The organism is Labrenzia sp. THAF187b, assembly GCF_009363375.1.
Taxonomy (GTDB): Bacteria; Pseudomonadota; Alphaproteobacteria; order Rhizobiales; family Stappiaceae; genus Roseibium; species Roseibium algicola.
Genome location: NZ_CP045345.1, coordinates 364376 through 384808 on the forward strand (window position 1 = coordinate 364376; position 20433 = coordinate 384808).

17 protein-coding genes are annotated in these 20433 nt (G+C 59.1%); 14 read left to right on the forward strand and 3 right to left on the reverse strand.

Going from position 1 to position 20433, the window contains the following annotated elements; genetic code table 11:
- The first annotated feature begins 271 nt into the window (after positions 1-271).
- Complete coding sequence (locus FIV03_RS29510; protein ID WP_152512338.1) at positions 272-1057, forward strand: DNA/RNA non-specific endonuclease; 786 nt, start codon at positions 272-274, stop codon at positions 1055-1057.
- Between the two features lie 149 nt (positions 1058-1206).
- On the opposite strand, the gene FIV03_RS29515 is transcribed toward FIV03_RS29510, so the two are convergent.
- Positions 1207-2049, reverse strand: a complete 843-nt coding sequence (locus FIV03_RS29515; RefSeq protein WP_152512339.1) for a universal stress protein — start codon at positions 2047-2049, stop codon at positions 1207-1209.
- Positions 2050-2319: 270 nt separating this feature from the next.
- Between FIV03_RS29515 and FIV03_RS29520 the strand changes: the two genes are divergently transcribed.
- On the forward strand, positions 2320-5013 hold the full coding sequence (locus FIV03_RS29520) for a cation-transporting P-type ATPase (protein WP_286202325.1): 2694 nt from the start codon (positions 2320-2322) through the stop codon (positions 5011-5013).
- 9 nt (positions 5014-5022) lie between these two features.
- On the opposite strand, the gene FIV03_RS29525 is transcribed toward FIV03_RS29520, so the two are convergent.
- On the reverse strand, positions 5023-5586 hold the full coding sequence (locus tag FIV03_RS29525; RefSeq protein ID WP_152512341.1) for a Crp/Fnr family transcriptional regulator: 564 nt from the start codon (positions 5584-5586) through the stop codon (positions 5023-5025).
- 52 nt (positions 5587-5638) lie between these two features.
- Between FIV03_RS29525 and FIV03_RS29530 the strand changes: the two genes are divergently transcribed.
- Both FIV03_RS29530 and FIV03_RS29535 read left to right on the forward strand, forming a co-directional pair.
- Positions 5639-6250, forward strand: a complete 612-nt coding sequence (locus FIV03_RS29530; protein WP_152512342.1) for a hypothetical protein — start codon at positions 5639-5641, stop codon at positions 6248-6250.
- 99 nt (positions 6251-6349) lie between these two features.
- Positions 6350-6568, forward strand: coding sequence for a hypothetical protein (locus FIV03_RS29535; RefSeq protein ID WP_152512343.1), 219 nt, complete (start codon positions 6350-6352; stop codon positions 6566-6568).
- A 40-nt stretch (positions 6569-6608) separates the two neighbouring features.
- Here the strand turns inward: FIV03_RS29535 and FIV03_RS29540 are convergent, their stop codons facing one another.
- Complete coding sequence (locus FIV03_RS29540; RefSeq protein ID WP_152512344.1) at positions 6609-6815, reverse strand: heavy-metal-associated domain-containing protein; 207 nt, start codon at positions 6813-6815, stop codon at positions 6609-6611.
- A 161-nt stretch (positions 6816-6976) separates the two neighbouring features.
- Here FIV03_RS29540 and FIV03_RS29545 point away from each other — a divergent pair, with 161 nt between their 5' ends.
- From FIV03_RS29545 to FIV03_RS29595, 10 genes are all read left to right on the forward strand, one after another.
- Positions 6977-9484, forward strand: a complete 2508-nt coding sequence (locus FIV03_RS29545) for a heavy metal translocating P-type ATPase (protein ID WP_152512345.1) — start codon at positions 6977-6979, stop codon at positions 9482-9484.
- A gap of 271 nt (positions 9485-9755) precedes the next feature.
- Positions 9756-10079 (forward strand): hypothetical protein, encoded by a 324-nt coding sequence (locus FIV03_RS29555; RefSeq protein ID WP_055661045.1) that lies wholly within the window; start codon positions 9756-9758, stop codon positions 10077-10079.
- 52 nt (positions 10080-10131) lie between these two features.
- Complete coding sequence (locus FIV03_RS29560; RefSeq protein ID WP_152512346.1) at positions 10132-10767, forward strand: cytochrome c; 636 nt, start codon at positions 10132-10134, stop codon at positions 10765-10767.
- A 3-nt stretch (positions 10768-10770) separates the two neighbouring features.
- A complete protein-coding gene (locus tag FIV03_RS29565; RefSeq protein ID WP_152512347.1) occupies positions 10771-11661 on the forward strand; it encodes a cytochrome c in 891 nt (296 codons plus the stop codon).
- Positions 11662-11681: 20 nt separating this feature from the next.
- The gene (locus FIV03_RS29570; protein ID WP_152512348.1) at positions 11682-12170 is read left to right on the forward strand and encodes a cytochrome c; all 489 of its coding nucleotides are present in this window, start codon (positions 11682-11684) and stop codon (positions 12168-12170) included.
- A gap of 95 nt (positions 12171-12265) precedes the next feature.
- The gene (locus tag FIV03_RS29575; RefSeq protein WP_152512349.1) at positions 12266-13600 is read left to right on the forward strand and encodes an MFS transporter; all 1335 of its coding nucleotides are present in this window, start codon (positions 12266-12268) and stop codon (positions 13598-13600) included.
- A complete protein-coding gene (locus FIV03_RS29580; RefSeq protein ID WP_152512350.1) occupies positions 13597-14310 on the forward strand; it encodes an ABC transporter permease in 714 nt (237 codons plus the stop codon). The genes FIV03_RS29575 and FIV03_RS29580 overlap by 4 nt, the downstream gene beginning before the upstream one ends.
- Before the next feature lie 261 nt (positions 14311-14571).
- The gene (locus FIV03_RS29585; RefSeq protein ID WP_152512351.1) at positions 14572-14946 is read left to right on the forward strand and encodes a hypothetical protein; all 375 of its coding nucleotides are present in this window, start codon (positions 14572-14574) and stop codon (positions 14944-14946) included.
- Between the two features lie 86 nt (positions 14947-15032).
- Positions 15033-17234, forward strand: a complete 2202-nt coding sequence (locus FIV03_RS29590) for an efflux RND transporter periplasmic adaptor subunit (protein WP_152512352.1) — start codon at positions 15033-15035, stop codon at positions 17232-17234.
- Positions 17234-20416: a CusA/CzcA family heavy metal efflux RND transporter gene (locus FIV03_RS29595; protein ID WP_152512353.1), complete on the forward strand. Its 3183-nt coding sequence runs from the start codon at positions 17234-17236 to the stop codon at positions 20414-20416. The genes FIV03_RS29590 and FIV03_RS29595 overlap by 1 nt, the downstream gene beginning before the upstream one ends.
- Positions 20417-20433 lie beyond the last annotated feature (17 nt).

The window sequence follows — 20433 nt, forward strand, 5'->3', positions numbered from 1 at the left end:
GGCCCGGCACGAACAACGAAACGGACCGTGAGTGATCGGCGGTGGAAAGCTCCAGGGGCCGTTCGTCATAGCGGGGGCTGGACCTTTCCGCCGTCAGTCTCCCGGCCCCGAGCAACCTGCGTTCAAAAGAATGCAGACGGGATGTTCAAGCCGTCTAAAAACGATCAAACTGCATCCGTTACTTGAACGGATCTTCTCTGTCTGCAACATTCGCGTTTATTGACATATTTTTACAACCAATGACTTGATCAGCTATCAAAGGGCCTGCCGGATGCCTGTCTACACCTTCAACACTTTGTACGATCGAAAAGAAAAACGTCCCGACGAATACGGTGCGGTGACTGTATTGACTGAAATCATTTGCCCTGGAACCCATCATCAATACGAGCGGCAGACTTCGGTCTATGGATATGTCTATCCTCTTGACACCACGTCGGGCCGTAAGTCGGCGCCGGAACCGTTTTCGGGTTTTCGGATTGGCGCGACCAAGCGCATTCCCAAGAAGGCCAAACTGATCAGCCCACGCAATAGCGGCAAGGTCGACATGGACAAGGGACACATCATCGCTCTGGAGTTGGGTGGCCCCGATGTCCCGGCCAATATCTGTCCGCAATGGTCGCAATTCCAACGGAACGGCGAATGGCGGCGAATGGAAGTCGAGGTTCATGAGATCGCGCAGCAGCAAGAAGCGCACGACAATCTGGTGAAGATGACCGTGCATCTTTATTACAATGGTTCTCTGTCGCACACCCGCGGGCTTTGCCCCTCGGGATTCCAGGTAGACCTGACCTTGAACGACACGAACTCGCTGCTCAAACGCTACCAGATCGACAACACCCACAGCTCCGTCGATGATCAAATGTTCTGGCGCATTGCGGACCCACTGGATTCGAAAATGGACGTGGTAGATCCGATCGGAATGCCTCCCCCCATAACGCCCAGCCCCAGCTTCCCCGGCGCACAACCGGTAATGACCCAGCGGCAAAACGGCATGAACTGGTTCGATTTTGCCAATCGTCACATTGATGACGAGGATGAATACATGGATCAGAGCTAAGGAGCAGAGTGCAGAACTCAGCGACGAACAAGCCGAAAATCCAACGGTGTATTGGTGGCGAACGTAACGGCGTGCGCGGTAAAGGTCAGCATTGAGCCTTTCGCGGGCCTCTGGCCCCTGACAAATCCAGGGGCCAGAAGCTGCGTCGGTCAGCGCGACAGCAACAGGGGGATGACGGTTTGCTCCAGCATTTCCCGTGTTGTGCCTCCCAGAATGTTCTCCCGCAGGCGTGAATGTCCGTAGGCACCCATTACCAGAAGGTCGGCTCCCAGTTCGCGTACACTGTCCAGCAAGGCTTCGGACACGGGCCTGTCGGCCGACGCCACACTTTGAACGGAAATGCCGAGACCGTGGCGGGCAAGGACCGTTGCGATATCGCTGCCAGGGTCTTCCCCGTGATCATTGTCGCCGACGACCGGGTCAACCAGCAGCAGCGTGATTTCCTCGGCTGACTTCAGAAACGGCAGCGACTCGGAAACGGCACGGGCGGCTTCCCGCCGTGAATTCCAGGCGATGGCCACTTTTGTGCCAATGTGGTCGGCCTTGAAGGAACTCGGAACATAAAGCACGGGCCGGCCGGAATCGAACAGCGCTCCATCGATCGCATTCTTTTCGACGGAATTGAGCTCTTGCTCCACGGAGCGCAGGACAACAGCCAGATCACAATAGATGGCATGGCGGGCAACAAGATTGTCCTGGCGAGCGGTAGAAGACAGACTTGGCCGGACGTCGAACGAGATACCTTCCCTTGCAAGCTGTGCTTCTACGCGGGATGCAAGGGATGTCAGCTCGATCTTTCGCTGGTCGAATTCCTTCGCCCAGATTTCGATGTATCCGTGCCCGCCAGATCCGTAGAACGGCAGTTGCGGGACTTCACCGATCGGCAAAACTGTGAGATGAGCATCAAAAGCCTTCGCTACCGTGACAGCCTTCCCGACGGTTTCCGCAGAGACATCAAGTTCCGTGATTGCGAGTATCGTCTTGTAGGTCATCGTACCGGCTCCCTCCCCTGTTCGCCTGCGTGGGCGCGCGCCGTGCAGATCATCATCTGCATTTTCCGGGAAAACGATTGAGAGGCAAACTGGTGGTGACTACGTAGCCAGTCGGCAGGTGTTCCGGGTGGAATAAGCATTGGTCCCGACTTGGCGTGCCGCGTTCCACCCGCGAGAATTCGTCCGTGACAGAAGCGTATTCAGCGTTCTCATCTTATCTTGAACGGCCAAGTTGCCGCTGCCTCGACGGATCCATTAGCCCTGAACCGTTTGCACCAAACCAGCATCGACACTCCCTTCGCAATCGACCCTGAAGTGGTTGCTCAGGAACTTTCGGTTCACCCCATGGCGGGGCTCGGGGAAGATGAAGTTGTCAGGCGTCGACAGCGTTATGGCACCAACAGGTTTCGCGAGCTGAAAACCAAGAGCGCATTCGCAATCCTTGCCCATCAATTTGCGAGCATCATTGTCTGGCTTCTTGCAGCCGCCGTTTTCATGTCTCTGCTTCTGGGCGACTTCGCCGACGCGATCGCGATATCCATCGTCCTGGTTCTGAACGGTGCCATCGGGTTCTTCACCGAGTTGCGGGCGGCCCGGTCGATGGAAGCCCTGTTGCGGATCACCACGACGCACTCCCGTGTGCGCCGAAGCGGCAAGGTGCTTGAGATCGAGGCAACGGCGCTGGTTCCTGGAGACATCGTGATCCTTGAGGCAGGAGATGTCGTCACGGCTGACCTTCGCCTCACGGTCGCTTCCGATCTTCATTGCGATGAGTCCCTGCTGACCGGGGAAAGCGTTCCGGTTGAAAAGCAGACTTCCACGATGGCCGAAGAAACGGTGCTTGCCGAACGCTTCAACATGGCATTCAGCGGAACGGCGGTCACTCAGGGGCTTGGCGAAGGCATCGTTGTTGCCACCGGCATGTCGACGGAACTCGGCCGGATCAGCGCCCTTGCGCAACAGGCCGACGCCGAAATCTCTCCCCTCGAAAGGAGACTGGACAGGCTGGGGCAGAAGTTGGTCTGGCTGACGCTGGTGCTTGCCGCGCTCACGATCATGGCAGGCATTCTCTGGGGCCATCCTCTGTCAGAGATGCTGAAAACCGGTATTGCGCTTGCGGTTGCCGCCATTCCGGAGGGCCTGCCGATCGTGGCGACGTTGTGCCTGGCCAGAGGCATGTGGCGCATGGCGGCCCGCAACGCGCTCGTCACCGAACTTTCGGCTGTAGAGACGCTAGGGGCGACGACACTGATCCTGACCGACAAGACCGGAACCTTGACGGAAAACCGGATGACGGCCGTCCGTTATCTTCTCGACAGCGCGGATATCGACATTCTGCATGAAGGCACCGGCATTCGCTTTTGTTCAGAAGGCCAGAACATCGAACCGGCCTCCACGGAGAGCCTTGCCGCTGCTCTCAGGATTGGTGCGCTGTGCAATTCGGCGGAATATTCAGATGGTCCGGATGAAGTACGGATCGGTGATCCGATGGAGATATCGTTACTGGCCGCTGCATCTGCCGCGGGTCTTGCAAGATCTCGCTTGCTTGAGACAATGAAGCCGGCAGAACAGTATGCCTTCACTCCGCAGCGCAAGATGATGGCAACGGTCCATCATGGTGATGGCCACTTTCTTTATGCCGTCAAGGGCGCTCCGGAAGCCGTCCTGAACGCGGCATCCGGGGTACTAGGAACCGAAGGCACCCGCGCCTTTACGGATGCGGACCGTGCTGCATGGCGCGGCCGTCAGGAAGAGGCGGCCCGATGCGGCCAGCGTCTCCTCGCCCTTGCCTTCAAAACGGCAGCAACACCTTCCGAAGATCCCTATGAAGGTCTGACGCTGGTCGCACTGGTCTGCTTTCTTGATCCGATACGGGAAGACGTTCCAGGAGCGATCAGGGCCAGTCAGCAGGCGGGTGTCCGGGTTGTGATGATGACCGGTGACCATGCCGAGACCGCGGCGAAGATCGCACAGGACGCAGGCATCGGAACGTCCGGCCTGAAAGTGCTGTCCGGCCATGAATTAAACGGGATCGACATGGCACAGGCGACGGCAGAGCAGCGCGAACAGCTCATGGCGACCGATGTCTTTGCAAGGGTGGCACCCGACACCAAGCTGAACCTGGTTTCACTCTTTCAGGATGGCGGCCATGTGGTCGCCATGACGGGCGATGGCGTCAACGACGCTCCGGCTCTCAAGAAAGCGGATATCGGAATTGCCATGGGCAAGCGCGGCACACAGGTTGCCCGTGAAGCGTCCGACATTGTCCTGAAGGACGACGACTTCGCGACGATCATCGCCGCAATGCGCCAGGGCAGGATCATTTTCGAGAATATCCGCAAGTTCGTCGTTTATCTGATGTCCTGCAACGTCAGCGAGGTTTTGATTGTGGGCATTGCGGTTGGTGTCGGCCTGCCTGTCCCGCTCCTGCCACTTCAGATCCTGTTCCTCAACCTGGTGACCGATGTCTTCCCCGCCTTTGCCCTGGGGCTCGGTAAGGGGGAAGACGGGGTAATGCAGCGCCCGCCACGGGACCCCGGTGAGCCTATCGTCGACGGGTCCCGCTGGATGTTGATCGGTTACCTTGGTTGCGCGATTACGTTTTCGACGCTTGCTGCATTTGTCATCGCTTTGTTTCTGCTTGGTCTGGAAACGGAAAGAGCCATCACGGTTACCTTTCTGACGTTGGCACTGTCACAGCTCTGGAACGTCTTCAACATGCGTGCCGCAACAGGCCCGTTCTGGAAAAGCGATGTCCTTCGCAATGGTTATGTCTGGGGTGCTATCTCGTTGTGCCTCTCACTTGTCGCAATGGCGCTTCTGAATACGGATCTGTCAGCACTTCTGGCATTGCCATGGCCAGGACTGACGGGTCTTCTGGTCGCTGGCGCGATGAGTTTTCTTCCGTTGGTTCTCGGACAGGCCTGGATAAGCCTTGCGGCCCGCAACAGCGGTTCGAAGTAAGTTGAGCTTTCATGCGAGGAACTGGCTCTTACTCTTATGTCGCTTTGCGATTTCTCTGTAGAGGGCTTCCGGACTGACAGCTATCTGTCGGGCAATCTGGTGCCATTCACCTTTCGGCGGCAATGTGCCGTGCCAGGCGAGCCAGGCATCCAGACGTTCCGCGACTGTTCTGAGGGCCAGAATTTCGCTCCTCAGGCGAGTTGTCTGTACCTCCCGGGCAAGCCGTGCCGCCCAGGCTTCTGCCAGTTTCGGGTCAGTGCGAAAAAGGTCGAGGAAGCTCGGCCTCGAGATCCCACGTACGGTGGCATCTGATCGGACAATCGCGTCGCAGTGATAAATTGCGGCAAAAGCAGAGGCTTCAGCCACGACTGCACCTGGAAAAGCGCGTTGTAGAACGAGTGCGGCTCCCCCTGTCTGGTGGCGGACAAGCTGAATTTCACCAGCGGTCACCAGAAACAGGTTCTCTACCTTGCTGTTCTGATGGAACAGATACGCTCCCGCCGGCACTCGGCGCTCAAAGGTTCCAGACGTTTCAAAGAAGGCGGGAATATCCATCGACATGATAGCTATCATGTTCTGATTTTAGTTCCTCAGGCAAGATGGGACGCAAAGCAAAGGAGAAACCATGAGCCGGTACATTCTTGCCCTGACCGCCGCCATTGTGTGCAGCACTCCGGTTCTGGCCCAGACCCAGACCCAGACCCAGACCCAGACCCAGACAACGCAGCATCATGACCATTCTGCCACGCAGCATGCGGCACATGGCACCAAACCATCGTCCGCTAAGGCGGTTCCGCGTGAACCGGGGCAGTCCGCTTTCGCAGCAATTCAGGAAATCGTGGCAATCCTTGAAGCAGATCCTGAAACAGACTGGTCCAGGGTCGATATCGAAGCACTGCGGAACCATCTTGCCGACATGGACAACGTCACCTTGCGGGCAGATGTAAAAACCTTGCCGGTCGAGGATGGTTACCGGTTCACCGTGACGGGAGACGGCGATGTCACCAACTCGATCAGGCGGATGTTGACGGCCCATGCCGCCACCATGAACGGAACCCGTGGTTTCCGCTATGAAGTGGCGGAAGTGCCCGGCGGGGCAATTCTGTCGGTTTACGTCAGCAAGCTTTCAGACCTGCAGAAGCTCTCGGGACTCGGGTTTATCGGCGTGATGACACTGGGCGCGCATCATCAGGAACACCATCTCGCACTGGCGTCTGGCCAGTCACCCCATCACTGACCCTGGTCGTGATTTGGGTTCAAGAGCCGAAACATATTCTGGAGACGCGGATGCATCGAGGAAAAGACCCCCTCTCCGGACAACCACGGCAGCAAGAGCGTGAGAGGTCGTTTCCGTGAGGTTCACGACCGCGGCGCCTTTCGGGAGCCTGTCCAGTGCCTCTTTCGCACCGAGGTCCATCTTCAGGTGCCGGACACGCTCGGTATCTGTGCCGCCTTTCCTTCAGACCAGATAAATCCGGCAATCCGTGTGTTCGTTCAAGAGGTTGACCACCCGGCGACCTACGTCGCCGGTGCCGCCCAGCAGAACAATGGATGAAAACATCAGGCAATGTCCCCGGAGAAGAGGGATAAAATTCTCACGGGGTTTGCTGCAACAGCTCGGAGCTGTAGCCGGCCTCCTTGAGAATGCCTGCGATTTCCTGTGCAGATCGGGCGCTCGTCACGGTCACGGTCCTGTTCGCCATGTCGAATTCGACCTGGGCAGATCCGTCCGCCTGCTCAATGGACTTGCCGATGGTTGCCTTGCAGTGACCACAGCTCATATCTGGAACGCTAAACTTCATGATTGGCTCCGTAGTTGATCGATTTTCTGTTTTTCCCGGTTCCAGCGGCTGGAGGGTCAAGAAGAAAAAAGTTTGAAAAATATCTTGAACGATCCTTGACCTTCCAGTGACTGGAAGCCTCATTTGAGGGAAATCGAACAATCCATGCCGGAGTTGGACCCATGTCTGGGCAACACAAATTCTCCTTGTCGGTTCAGGGAATGTCATGCGCATCGTGTGTCGGACGCGTCGAGCGCGGCCTGGCGGCTGTCGAAGGGCTTGAAGATGTCGGTGTGAACTTGGCAACTGAAAGCGCGCAGTTTACGGCCACTCCTGACAAGATCACCGCCGTTGTCGCCAAACTGGATGATCTCGGCTATCCGGCGCGAACGCAGACGGTCACGCTGACTATTCAGTCCATGTCCTGTGCCTCTTGTGTCGGACGTGTCGACAAGGCGTTGCTGGCGGTGCCCGGGGTCCTCAGTGCCAGCGTCAATCTTGCGGCCGAAACGGCAACGATCGTCTTTGCAGAAGGTGCCACAACCGTTCAGGAGCTGGTGAAGGCCAGCACGGATGCCGGCTATCCTGCAAGTCTGGCAGACGCAGGAACGTCTCAGGATCGCAGTGAACGCAAGGCGGAAGAAGCCCGTGAGCTGGCGCGCAAGATGGCGATTGCCGCAGCCTTTGCCTTGCCCGTGTTCCTGATCGAAATGGGCGGGCATCTGATCCCCGCTTTTCACCACCTGATCGCGGTGACCATTGGTCAGCAAATGAGCTGGATCCTGCAGTTCGTGCTGACGAGCGTGGTGGTTTTCGGTCCGGGCCGATCTTTCTATCTGAAGGGGTTTCCGGCGCTCTTGAAAGGGGCGCCGGACATGAACAGCCTGGTGGCCGTGGGAACCGGAGCCGCCTATCTCTATTCGGTGGTTGCCACCTTCCTGCCGGATCTGGTGCCCGCCGAGGTTCGCGCCGTTTATTTCGAGGCAGCCGCCGTGATTGTCGTTCTGATCCTGTTGGGCCGTTTCCTGGAGGCTAGGGCGAAGGGCCGCACCGGCGCGGCCATCCAGAGCCTCCTCGGCCTTCAGGTCAAGTCGGCCCGGGTGCTGCGGGACGAAGAGATGGTGGAAGTGCCTATCGAAACGCTGGCTATTGGCGACATCGTCGTGGTGCGCCCAGGAGAGCGTCTCGCGGTTGACGGTGAAGTCGTTGAAGGGTTCTCCCACGTCGATGAAAGCATGATCACCGGCGAGCCCGTGCCTGTCGCGAAATCGGCTGGCAGCGCGGTGACTGGGGGCACGGTGAATGGCACCGGAGGACTTCAGTTCAAGGCAACGCGTGTCGGTGCCGATACGACCCTTTCGCAGATCATCCGCATGGTCGAGGAAACCCAGGGCGCCAAGCTGCCGATCCAGGGGCTGGTGGACCGCATCACGCTGTGGTTCGTTCCCGCTGTCATGGCCGTTGCCGTGGCCACGGTCCTGGTGTGGCTGACTTTCGGTCCGGACCCTGCATTGACGCTGGCCCTTGTGGCCGGTGTGTCGGTGCTCATCATCGCGTGTCCGTGTGCCATGGGCCTTGCAACACCGACATCGATCATGGTGGGCACCGGCAGGGCAGCCGAGATGGGCGTCCTGTTCCGCAAGGGGGACGCGCTGCAGCAGCTTGCCGACGTCGATATTGTTGCGCTGGACAAGACGGGCACCGTTACAGAGGGCCGGCCGGAACTGACCGACCTCGTCCTGGCGGACGGTTTTGAACGCTCTTTCGTTCTGTCGCGCATTGCCGCGGTTGAGGCTCGCTCTGAACATCCTGTTGCCGAGGCCATCGTGCGGGCAGCGGGCAAGGAGGGCGTGGAGAGGTTCGCGGTCAGTGAGTTCAACTCCATCACCGGTCATGGTGTTTCCGCTATTGTGAACGGTCAACGGGTGCTCGTCGGCGCTGATCGGCTGATGAAGCGCGAAGGTATTGCGACCGATGCGCTGGTGGACGAGGAGGTCAGGCTGGCGACCCGTGGGCGCACAGCTCTCTATGCAGCCATTGACGGCAGAATTGCAGCTGTTGTCGGAGTTGCCGACCCGGTCAAACCATCGAGCCGTGCCGCAATTGCAGCGCTTCATGAGCTGGGGTTGAAGGTCGCGATGATCACCGGCGACAAACGGGAAACCGCCGAGGCAATTGCCGCGGAAACCGGGATCGACATCGTCATCGCGGGTGTTCTGCCCGACGGCAAGGTTGACGCCCTGACCGAACTCAAGGGTGACGAGGGCCGTATTGCCTTCGTTGGAGATGGCATCAATGATGCCCCTGCCCTCGCCCATGCCGATGTCGGTATCGCGATCGGCACAGGTACCGATGTGGCGATTGAATCCGCCGATGTCGTGCTGATGTCGGGCGATCTGAGAGGCGTCGTGAACGCTTACGAAGTGTCGCGCCGCACCATGCGCAACATCAAGGAAAACCTGTTCTGGGCATTTGCCTACAACACGGCCCTGATCCCGGTGGCCGCCGGGGCGCTTTATCCAGCCTTTGGCCTGTTGCTGTCACCCGTTCTTGCAGCAGGCGCCATGGCGTTGTCGTCGGTGTTCGTCCTCACCAATGCCTTGCGACTTCGCCGGATCGCGCCAGTGATGGATGAAGCAAGGTCCAGGGTCGCTTTCACGCCAAGTGCCGAAGCCGCGCCTGCTGAATAGGAGGGGATGACATGAACATTGGGGACGTCTCGCGCCAGCCCGGGCGACCGGCCAAGACCATACGTTGCGTTGAGGACATAGGCCTGAGTGCCCACAAGACGGTCTCGATCAAGCATTAATGGTGCGGTTCGGCGATATGCCGGCCAGACAAGGGTTGACCGGGGCATAGGTTCACCGGATTGTGACAGAGGTTCGGGTTCGATGCTGGCAAACAGGATCCAGTAGGTCATTGCTGATGCGGTTGCAGTCTTGCTTTTGGACGACTTTGAAAATGCTCCTCGTGGCGGCCTTCGTTGCTGCCGGAGGATCGTTCAGTCATTCGCTTGCCGGAACTGCCCACGAACACTCACATGAAACCGCTGCCGCCTCCGGCGGCGATATTCCCCACGATCATGCTTCAAACCATTCCGATCACAATGTGGCAGATCATGAAACCGTGCATTGTGGGGCCTATTTGCTGGCGTTGACGGATGACGAGCATCTGAGCATCCCTGACCTCATCGAAGACAGCGTCCGTGACACCGTGGTGTCCAATGTGTCCCGGGTGTGGAAGATTGATCCGCCTCCCCCACGACCGGCTCCTTTATCCGTTTGAAATCGCTTGAGGCGGAATATCCGCCACGCAATCTGGATACAGGACAAGATCAATGAAATTTACGGTTATATCAGTGACTGGCGCGCTGTTGCTTACAGGCGTTGCTGGCGCCTTTGCACATGGTGGGGCGTCCGGAATCGTCAAGGAACGCATGGACGCGATGGATGAGATGGGCGACGTGATGAAGTCGCTGACTGCCATCATGCGTGGAGAAAAGGACTATGATGCGGACGCAGTGCGTGAGGGCGCTGCGGTTATCCAGTCCCATTCCGGCGAGGCCCTGACCAAGCTGTTCCCGGAACACAGCATCGAAGGCCCATCGGAGGCGAAACCGGAAATCTGGACTGACTGGGAAGAATTCTCTGAGCTCGCAAAACAGCTGGACGTATTTGCAGCAGGACTTGGCGCAGCGGCAGAAAACGGCCTGGCACACGGCAAGGGCGGTGCAGGTATGACGGGTCAGTCGGGCATGATGGGGCAAGACACCATGATGGGTAGAAATTCCATGATGTCCCAGGGTGGTATGATGGGCTCCGGAGGAATGATGGGGTCGGGTGGCATGATGGGGAACGCCGGTCACATGGCCGATCCCGAAATGCTGGCCCAGATGCCTGCGGACGGGCTTTTCAACATGGTCGCGCAGACCTGTTCGGCCTGTCACTCAAAATTCAGGGTCGAGAAAAACTGATCGATGCGCCTCTGGCTCATTGTTGCGATCGTTGCTCCCGCGTTGGCGGGAGCGGCGTTCGCCGTGTTTTACCTCTGGCCTGTCGACAAGCCCGAACGGATCGAAGTCCTTGCCGGCGATCCGGGCCGCGGCGCCTATCTTGCCAGGATGTCGGGATGTATCGCCTGCCATACCAATACGGAAGGTGGCGGGAAACCTCTGGCTGGCGGTGTCAGGCTGCCGACGGACTTCGGCACATTCTATTCGCCCAACCTGACGACGGATCCGGATCACGGCATCGGAAACTGGAACTTGCAGGATTTTGCAGCGGCGGTACGACAGGGTATTTCGCCGGAAGGGGAGCCCTACTATCCGTCGTTTCCCTATCCGTTTTACGGTTCCTTTAGCGACCAGGATATCGCGGACCTGTGGGCAGCCTTCAAGACGGTTCCTCCCGTTGCTGAAGCATCGACACCACATGACATGTTGCCGCCATTCAATCTCAGAATGGGTCTGAAACTCTGGCGCGGACTGTTTTACGTGCCGGAGACATTCGACCCGGATCCTGCGCGCTCTGATCTCTGGAACAGGGGCAAGTTCATTGTTGAGGGACCGGCTCATTGCGGCGCTTGCCACACCCCTAGAAATGCCGCTGGTGCACGTCAGGCGGAATTGGCTCTGCATGGCGCCAGCGAACTGCCTGACGGCGGCAAGTCTCCACCCATCACGAGTGCCGCGCTGAAGAGACAGGGCTGGACGATAAGTTCTCTGCAGTATGCGCTGAAAACCGGGATCATGCCCGACGGGGATGTCTTCGGCGGCTCCATGGGCGAGGTCGTGCGCGACGGCACTGCTTTCCTGTCCGAAGAGGACCGGGAAGCAATGGCAACCTATCTCCTGGAGAGGGACGGCTGACCATCTGAAGGAGAGAGACCATGAGAAGCCGCATTTTGCTCGGTGTCCTTTCTGCGGCAGTGGTGATTGTCGTCGCCAGTGTCATTTTCCTCCTGGCACCCCCCGATGTTGACGAAGGTGTCGTCCGGCTGAAGCCGGACGACCTCAAGCTTGTGCATTTGGGAGCAGACATTTACGCGCGTAATTGCGCAGCTTGCCACGGAGACGACCTGAAAGGAGAGCCCGACTGGATGGACGCCAATCCGGACGGTTCCCTGAAGGCGCCGCCGCACGACGAAACCGGGCACACCTGGCATCATCAGGACGATCTATTGTTCCGTATCACGAAGCATGGCACCGCGAAGGCGGTTGGCCTTGAGAATTTCAACTCGAACCTGCCGGCATTTGAAGGCGTGCTGACAGACACCGAAATCATCGCCGTCCTGTCCTGGATCAAGTCGCAGTGGCCGCAGGAAATCCGTGAAAGGCATGACCTCATCAATGCGCAAGGAGGGGCCCCATCGTCTTGAAGGCTGTACGTTTTCGCCATACGGCTATGAAGCATTGCAGTTGCGGCACAGGTTCGATCGCAAGGCGCGGTGAAGCTGGACGGCTGGAGAGTTAAGTGATTTCGGTACTTGCAAATCAAACCTACCGCCATCTTTTTTTCGCGCAGGTCATCGCGTTGTTCGGCACAGGTCTGATGACGGTTGGCCTGGCACTGCTGACCTTCGATCTTGCAGGCGATGAGGCTGGCGCCGTTCTGGGAACAGCCCTTGCGATCAAGATGATTGTCTACGTCGGCATCAGCCCGATTGCTGCCGCTTATGCGAGCCGGTTTCCGCGCCGGATGTTTCTCGTCACGTTGGATATCGTCCGGGCTCTGACCGCGGTGGCCCTGCCCTTCGTTGACGAGATTTGGCAGGTCTACGTTCTGATCGCCCTGTTGCAAACCGCGTCCGCGGCCTTCACCCCTGCCTTCCAGGCCAGCATTCCCGATATCCTTCCGGATGAAAAGGACTACACGAGTGCCTTGTCGCTGTCGCGCATGGCGTATGATCTTGAAAACCTTCTCAGCCCAATGATTGCAGCCGTCCTGGTTGGCCTTGTCGGCTTCCACTGGTTGTTCGCCGGCACCGTTGCCGGCTTCCTGTTCTCCGCCGGGTTGATCCTGACCATTCGGCTCGTCTCGCCGCAGGCCGACGCGGAAGAGCCCGCGTTCCGAAGAACCGTCAAGGGCCTGCAGATCTATCTGAAGACACCACGCCTGAGAGGATTGCTGGCGCTCAATCTCGCGGTTGCCGCCTCGGGAGCCATGGTGATCGTCAACGGTGTCGTCATCGTGAAATCGTACCTTGGTCTCAACGACACCGACCTGGCCTTGTCGATGGCGGCCTATGGCGGGGGCTCGATGGTCGTCGCGTTGACGTTGCCAAAGCTTCTAGCAAGCCGTTCCGAACGGTTCGTCATGCTCGCCGGCGGGGCACTGCTTCCCGTTTCGTTGCTGATATTCGCCGGCCTGTTGACGGTCCTGCCGGTGCCTTTCGTTTGGCCAGCCCTACTGCTGGTCTGGTTTGCCATGGGGGCGGGCATGTCGGCGGTTCTCGTGCCCTCTGGACGGCTTCTTAAAAATTCCGCCCATCCCCAGGACCGTCCATTGGTTTTTGCTGCGCAATTTGCTCTCTCGCACGGTTGCTGGCTGATTGCCTATCCGCTTGCCGGTTGGCTTGGAGCAAATTCCTCGATGTCTGTGACAATGGTCGTTCTCGCCGGTTTGGCTGTGCTTGGCTGGACTGTGGCCGGCAAGTCCTGGCCTGCAGACGATCACAGTATTCTCGACCATGCGCACCCCGACCTGCCGGCAAACCACCCGCATCTTGCCAAAGCGCATGGAAAACGACACGCACATGCGTTCGTGATCGACAGCCTTCACCACACCTGGCCGGATCGCCAGCCATGATGGATCTTCTCATCTCCTGGCAGCGCTGGATTTATGGCGGCGTGCGAGCTTCGTTGCTGGAAACCAGCCAGTCGGGGGATTTCTGGCTTCTTGCGAGCATGATCGGGACAGGGGTGCTGTTCGGCGCCATTCACGCTTTGACGCCCGGGCATGGAAAGACGATCCTGGCCAGCTATGTCGCCGGAGCCGGAAGCAGCTTCGCCCGTGCATTTTCGGTCTCGACACTTCTGGCGGCAACACATGTGCTCACAGCCGTTCTGATCGCCTTCTTTGCCTCCCAGCTTGTGGAAAGATCCTTTGTTGGCGGCGGCCGGGCCCCGGCCCTCGAGTTGATCAGCCGCGTCACACTGATCGGTATCGGCGCATGGCTTTTTGTCCGGGCAATCCGCTCAAGGCCAGGCAGGAAGCGAGCCGAAGGCTTCTGGGTGGCCCTTACAGCCGGTCTCGTACCGTGTCCTTTGACATTGTTTGTCGTGGTGGCTGCCCTGTCGCAAGGCGAACCGGGGGCGGGTCTGATGTTCGCGGCATCGATGCTTGTCGGCATCGCCTTCACGCTTTGTGCAGTGGCAGGATTGGCGGTTGCCGGCCAGCGCCTGTTTCTCGATGTCGCTCTCAGGAACGGCGCGACCCTCAGCGTGGTTTCCCGAGCGCTCGATGCGACTGCCGGAATTCTCATTATCCTTTTCGCCGGTATCCAATTGCTTGAATAGCTCCGATCCTGTTCAGATCCGCTTCAATTTCCCTGACGCAAACGAAAAATTGAAGGACCGACGCTCATATTCGCTTCTGCTTCGGCCCCGCCAGGCGTATTTAGGTCTCAGGTTGTCTTGTGATCGGAAGAACTGTCGCAGAACCGGAAGTTTCACGGCTCCAGATCAAGAACGGAAATTTATTAACCGCCCTTCGAAGGCATGCTCATAGGCACCTATCAGGCACTTGTAATTGTGCTGGACCGGATTATATCGCGCAACATGACCCGACCCGTGCATCACTTCAGCAGACTGGCCGCGACGATCCTGTTCGCGATTGCCCTGCTGTTTGCCGGGTTTGCACCGGCGCACCAGGCGATGATGGCTCCTGGAGAACATGTTGCGGCCAACGCCGGCATGCCGTGTGAAACGATGATGGGTCATGCCTCGGCAATGATGGGCGATGAAATGCCGGACGACGGACAGGTGAAATTCGACCTGTGCTGCGGCGGTGCGTTGTGCGCTGCCGATACGGTTCGCGATAGCCAGGAAATCGCGCTGGTTTTTGCCCAGGCCCTCGCCTTCACGCAGTTGCCGCCAGATGCCCTTCACGTCTCGGACATCACCCTTCCCGAACGACCTCCCCGCCGCCTCTGAAAACATCGTTCCTCCGCAGACTTTTGCGGAGCCAGAAGTGATGGACATGCCTTCGGCAAACAGCCGCTGGCAACTCAGAGGTTACTATGCGTGGACGTTATGCCGCGCTCAGCATCATCGCCCTTGCCGCAGGTGTGGCAGGCGGGGTGTTTCTTGAGCGCCTTTATCTGAACCCGGGCGACGGCAATGCGTCGGGGGGACCAGAAATTCTCTATTGGGTCGCCCCCATGGACCCGAACTTCCGCCAGCCCGGGCCCGGCAAGTCGCCGATGGGAATGGATCTGATACCGGTTTATGCCGGACAGGAACCTTCCGCTGATCCGGCTGAAGTCAGCCTGTCGGCAGCCGAGGTCAATGCCATCGGCGTACGTACCGCTTTGGCCCGTGTCGGTGAAATCTCCCGGCAAATCGAAACCGTCGGCTTCGTCGGTTACGACGAACATCTGACCAGTCATGTTCACACCCGGGTGGACGGCTGGATCGAGACGCTGAACATTCGCGCCGTTGGCGACCGGGTGAAAAAGGGAGAAGTGCTCTTCGAGCTGTTTTCGCCCGAATTCGGCATTGCCAGCTTCGATTTCCTGCGCTCGCTTTCGAACGGCAACGGTCTGTCCCTGGAGGCTGCCCGCAACAAGCTGCGCAGTCATGGGGCTTCAGAGGAGCAGATTGCCGAGATCGAGGCAGATGGCAAGGTCGCCCGAAGGATCAAGGTGGTCGCGCCGCGCGACGGGGTTGTTATTGCCCTTGCGGCTGCCGACGGCATGTTCCTGCAGCCCGGCGCACAGGCCATGTCCATCACGGATCTCAACAAGGTTTGGCTGATTGTGGATGTCTTCGAGCGCGATATCGCGCGTTTGACGGAAGACATGCGCGCGGTTGCCCGCTTCGAACATCTGCCAGGACGGACATTCGAAGGCCAGATCGATTACATTTACCCGGAACTCGATCCAAAAACGCGAACCCTGCCTGTCAGGCTCCTGTTCGACAACGCAGAAGGTCTGTTGCGGCCGAACATGTTCGGCAACGTCAGGCTGTTTCCAAACGAGACCCGCACTGCCGTCACCATTCCCTCCGAAGCCGTCATCCGGACGGGAACAGCGGAGCGTGTTGTCATCAAGGTCGGCGAAGGCACTTTCAAACCAAGGCTGATATCCACCGGATTGCGTGACAATTTTGGAGAAAACGGGCGCACGGAGGTTGTTCAGGGGCTTGAGCCCGGTGAAGAGGTTGTTGCTTCGGCCCAGTTCCTGATCGACAGCGAAAGCGCGCTCAATGCGGGCTTGATGCGCATGGCGCCGACGAACGAAGTTCCTGCGCGCGGGACCGGTGAACTGGTCGCGCTCGACCGCGAAGCCCGGTTGGCAACCATCCGCCACGACAGTCTGGAAAGTCTCGACTGGCCAGCGATGACAACACGTTTTCCTGTTGCGGCGTCCATCCCTCTCGACCGGTTGAGCGAGGGCCAGCAGGTTTCCTTCAAGGCAGCGCGCGGCGCTGATGGCCTGCTGGGGTTGATCAAACTCGGGTCAGACGACGGCATTGCAGCCACGGGGTCGGGAACCGTTCTTGCTGTTACAAGCGACGGCAAACTGACGATGGAACATGGTCCGATCCCGGATCTCGGCTGGCCCGCCATGCAAATGGACATGGATGTCTCGGGCTTCGATCCGCAGTCGGTTCCAGTGAATGTTCCGGTCGAATTCGACCTTGCCAAGGGCGACGGTGGTCTCTTCTCGATCGTGGCGGTAAGGCAGCCGGGCGTTGCCGAGGATCCGGCGGCAGAGCAGGCCGAGGAAGTTGCCGACGACGCGCAAGCAGAAGCCGCACCCATCGTGGTGTCGGGAACGATCAACTCGATCGATACCGAAAACGCGAAGGCTACAATCACCCATGGCCCCATTGCCGAAATCGGCATGCCTGGCATGACCATGGCATTCGCGGTGGAAAAGACCCTGGATCTGGATGCCCTGCCAGTCGGCACGGAAACCACGCTCACCTTTTCAAGGCCGGACGGAATGACGATGGTCCTGGCAAAGGCAGAGCCGATCACGCCGCCGATGGAAGTCCGGGGCACCATCAATGCCCTTGATCGGGATGCTCGCACGGCCAACATCACTCACGGACCGATGGCAGAGATCGGCATGCCGGGCATGACCATGGATTTTGCCGTTGATCAGGCCATTGCCGTTGGTGATTTGCCACTGGATCAGGAGGTAACACTCTTGCTCCAGCGCAATCCGGATTTTTCCATGACATTGGTCGGAGTCCGGCGTGAGGAGGGCTTGTGATGATTGCCGCAATCATTCGTGCTTCCATCGCCAACCGCGTGATCATGCTGGCAATCGCCGCCATGATCGCCGTCGCCGGTATCTGGGCAATCCGCGAAACGCCCGTCGATGCAATCCCGGACCTTTCGGACGTTCAGGTCATCGTGCGCACGCCCTACGCCGGCCAAGCGCCTCAGGTGGTGGAGGACCAGGTCACATTCCCCATCGCCACGGCGATGCTTGCCGTGCCAGGTGCCAGTGATGTGCGCGGTTTTTCCTTCTTTGGCGACAGCTACGTCTACATCGTTTTCGAGGACGGCACCGATCTTTACTGGGCCAGAACCCGTGTTCTGGAATACCTCGGTCAGATCGCTGCAAACCTGCCTGAAGATGTTTCACCACAGCTTGGCCCGGATGCGACGGGTGTCGGCTGGATTTACCAGTACGCCCTGATAGACCGCACCGGAAATCATGACCTTGCCCAACTGCGTGCCCTTCAGGACTGGTTCCTGAAATACGAACTTCAGACCGTCGACGGCGTCTCGGAAGTCGCCACGATCGGCGGCATGGTGAAGCAATACCAGGTGGTCGTGGACCCGAACAAACTCAGGGCCTACGACATAACACTGTCGCAGATCCGAGGCGCCATCCAGGCCGCCAACCGGGAAACCGGTGGCAGCGTGATCGAGATGGGCGAAGCCGAATTCATGGTGCGCTCGACCGGTTACGTCGATGAACTTGCCGATCTTGCCAAGGCACCACTGATGGTCAACGACCGCGGGGCGCCGCTGACGCTCGGAGACGTTGCCGACATTCGCCTCGGGCCGGAAATGCGCCGTGGTGTCGGCGAATTCGGCGGCGAAGGCGATGCCGTCGGCGGAGTTGTGATCCTGCGCTGGGGCGGCAACGCGCTGGCAGCCATCAAGGCAGTCGAAGCACGGATCGGCGAACTGCGCAGCAGCCTGCCCGAAGGGGTGGAGATCGTCACGACCTATGACCGCTCCGGCGTCATCGAGCGTGCGATCGACAATCTTCAGACAAAGCTGACCGAAGAATTCATCGTTGTCGTTCTGGTCTGCGCGGCGTTCCTGCTGCACTTGCGCTCGTCGCTCGTCATCCTGTTTTCCCTGCCTCTCGGCATTGCGGCGGCCTTCATCATCATGAAGCTGCAGGGCGTGAATGCGAACATCATGTCGCTTGGCGGCATCGCCATTGCCATCGGTGCAATGGTGGATGCGGCGATCGTCATGATCGAGGCGATGCACCGTCGGCTGGAACATGAAAAACTGACCGCGGAGAACCGCTGGCGGATCGTGGGGGAATGTGCCTCGGAAGTGGGCCCTGCCCTCTTCTTCTCCCTGGCAATCATCACCGTCAGCTTCCTGCCGGTGTTCGTTCTGGAAAGCCAGGAAGGCAGGCTCTTCAAGCCGTTGGCCTTCACCAAGACCTACGCCATGGCGGCCGCGGCCATACTCTCCATCACGCTGGTTCCGGTGCTGATGGGGTACTTTGTCCGCGGACGCATTCTTGCGGAGAACAAGAACCCGCTCAACCGGATCGTGATCTGGCTCTACCGCCCCTTTCTGGATGCGGCCGTTGCCTGGCCCTGGGCAACGACCATTCTGGCGGGTGTCCTGGTCGCCTCCATGTGGTGGCCCCTTCAGAGGATTGGCACGGAGTTCATGCCAGCCCTCAACGAAGGTGACTTCCTTTACATGCCGACGCTTTATCCCGGTGTTTCCATCGGCAAGGCACGTGAAGTTCTTCAGCAGTCCGACCGCCTTATCGCCACCGTACCGGAAGTAAAGACGGTCCACGGCAAGCTGGGCCGTGCCGATACGGCGACAGACCCTGCCCCGCTGACGATGATCGAGACGACCATCCAGCTGAAGCCGCGCGCCGAGTGGCGGGAAGGCATGACGATGGACCGGATCCGGGACGAGCTGGATCAGGCCGTCCAGATACCGGGCGTCACCAACGTGTGGATACAGCCGATCAAGAACCGCATCGACATGCTGGCAACCGGCATCAAGACCCCTGTCGGGGTCAAGATCACAGGGGCCGATCTTGGCGTCATCGAGAAGATCGGCATTGAAGTCGAAAACGCGGTCGCAGGAATTGATGGCACGGCATCGGCCTACGCCGAGCGGCCCGTCGGGGGGCGCTTCATCGAGATCGACGTCGACCGGGAGGCGGCTGCCCGCTTCATGATGAGCGTGCGGGATATCCAGGACGTCGTGCAGACTGCGATTGGCGGCATGCAAGTGTCGGAGTCCGTCGAAGGCCTGGAGCGCTTTCCCATCAACCTCCGCTATCCGCAGGACTGGCGCAACAGTCCAGAGCGCTTGCGGGAACTTCCGGTGGTCACGCCGTCCGGCGCCCATATTCCGCTCGGTGCCCTGGCAGAGGTCAGCGTTGTCGACGGACCGGGCATGATCCGGTCTGAAAACGCCCGACGTACCGGGTTCGTCTTCATCGACATCACCGGCCGGGATCTGGGCGGCTACGTTGATGAAGCGCGCAGGACGGTTGCGGAGAAGGTGCAACTGCCTCCCGGCTATTCGATCGCCTGGTCGGGCCAGTATGAGTACATCGAACGCATGCAGGAACGCCTGAAGCTGGTGGCTCCGGCGACCTTGCTGATCATCACGCTCATGCTGTTCATGGCGTTCAACCGGGTCATCGAAGTCGGCATCATCCTTGCCGCCCTTCCCGTGGCACTGGCCGGAGGTGTGTGGTTCCTCTGGTACCTGGATTTCGACATGTCGGTCGCGGTGATCGTCGGCTTCATCGCCCTTGCAGGCGTTGCGGTCGAGACAGCCATCGTGATGCTGCTCTACCTCAACCTGGCCTGGGAAAAACGCAAGAAGCTTGCGGCCGCCGAGGTCCGCTCCCTGACGGTTGTCGACGTAGAGGAAGTGGTTTTCGAAGGTGCGCTTTTGCGCGTGCGGCCAAAGGTGATGACCGTTGCGACGATCTTTGCCGGGCTGATCCCGATCATGTACGGCGACGGCACGGGCTCGGAAATCATGCAGCGGATCGCAGCACCCATGGTCGGTGGCATGGCAACCGCCACCCTTCTGACCCTCTTCGTCATTCCCGCCATTTTCACGATCTGGAAGCGGCTTGCTCTCTCGCGGGTCAACCGTGAGCTGAGCACAGCCACCCCGGACATCAAAGGTGCGGTGCAGCCGGCCGAATGATTTTGCAACTCACAAAT

Bases quoted from the DNA above. Each gene is read 5' to 3' on its own strand.
- FIV03_RS29510 (WP_152512338.1), top strand. From the start codon at position 272: ATGCCTGTCTACACCTTCAACACTTTGTACGATCGAAAAGAAAAACGT.
- FIV03_RS29515 (WP_152512339.1), bottom strand. From the start codon at position 2,049: ATGACCTACAAGACGATACTCGCAATCACGGAACTTGATGTCTCTGCG.
- FIV03_RS29525 (WP_152512341.1), bottom strand. From the start codon at position 5,586: ATGATAGCTATCATGTCGATGGATATTCCCGCCTTCTTTGAAACGTCT.
- FIV03_RS29530 (WP_152512342.1), top strand. From the start codon at position 5,639: ATGAGCCGGTACATTCTTGCCCTGACCGCCGCCATTGTGTGCAGCACT.
- FIV03_RS29540 (WP_152512344.1), bottom strand. From the start codon at position 6,815: ATGAAGTTTAGCGTTCCAGATATGAGCTGTGGTCACTGCAAGGCAACC.
- FIV03_RS29545 (WP_152512345.1), top strand. From the start codon at position 6,977: ATGTCTGGGCAACACAAATTCTCCTTGTCGGTTCAGGGAATGTCATGC.
- FIV03_RS29555 (WP_055661045.1), top strand. From the start codon at position 9,756: ATGCTCCTCGTGGCGGCCTTCGTTGCTGCCGGAGGATCGTTCAGTCAT.
- FIV03_RS29560 (WP_152512346.1), top strand. From the start codon at position 10,132: ATGAAATTTACGGTTATATCAGTGACTGGCGCGCTGTTGCTTACAGGC.
- FIV03_RS29565 (WP_152512347.1), top strand. From the start codon at position 10,771: ATGCGCCTCTGGCTCATTGTTGCGATCGTTGCTCCCGCGTTGGCGGGA.
- FIV03_RS29570 (WP_152512348.1), top strand. From the start codon at position 11,682: ATGAGAAGCCGCATTTTGCTCGGTGTCCTTTCTGCGGCAGTGGTGATT.
- FIV03_RS29580 (WP_152512350.1), top strand. From the start codon at position 13,597: ATGATGGATCTTCTCATCTCCTGGCAGCGCTGGATTTATGGCGGCGTG.
- FIV03_RS29585 (WP_152512351.1), top strand. From the start codon at position 14,572: ATGACCCGACCCGTGCATCACTTCAGCAGACTGGCCGCGACGATCCTG.
- FIV03_RS29590 (WP_152512352.1), top strand. From the start codon at position 15,033: ATGCGTGGACGTTATGCCGCGCTCAGCATCATCGCCCTTGCCGCAGGT.
- FIV03_RS29595 (WP_152512353.1), top strand. From the start codon at position 17,234: ATGATTGCCGCAATCATTCGTGCTTCCATCGCCAACCGCGTGATCATG.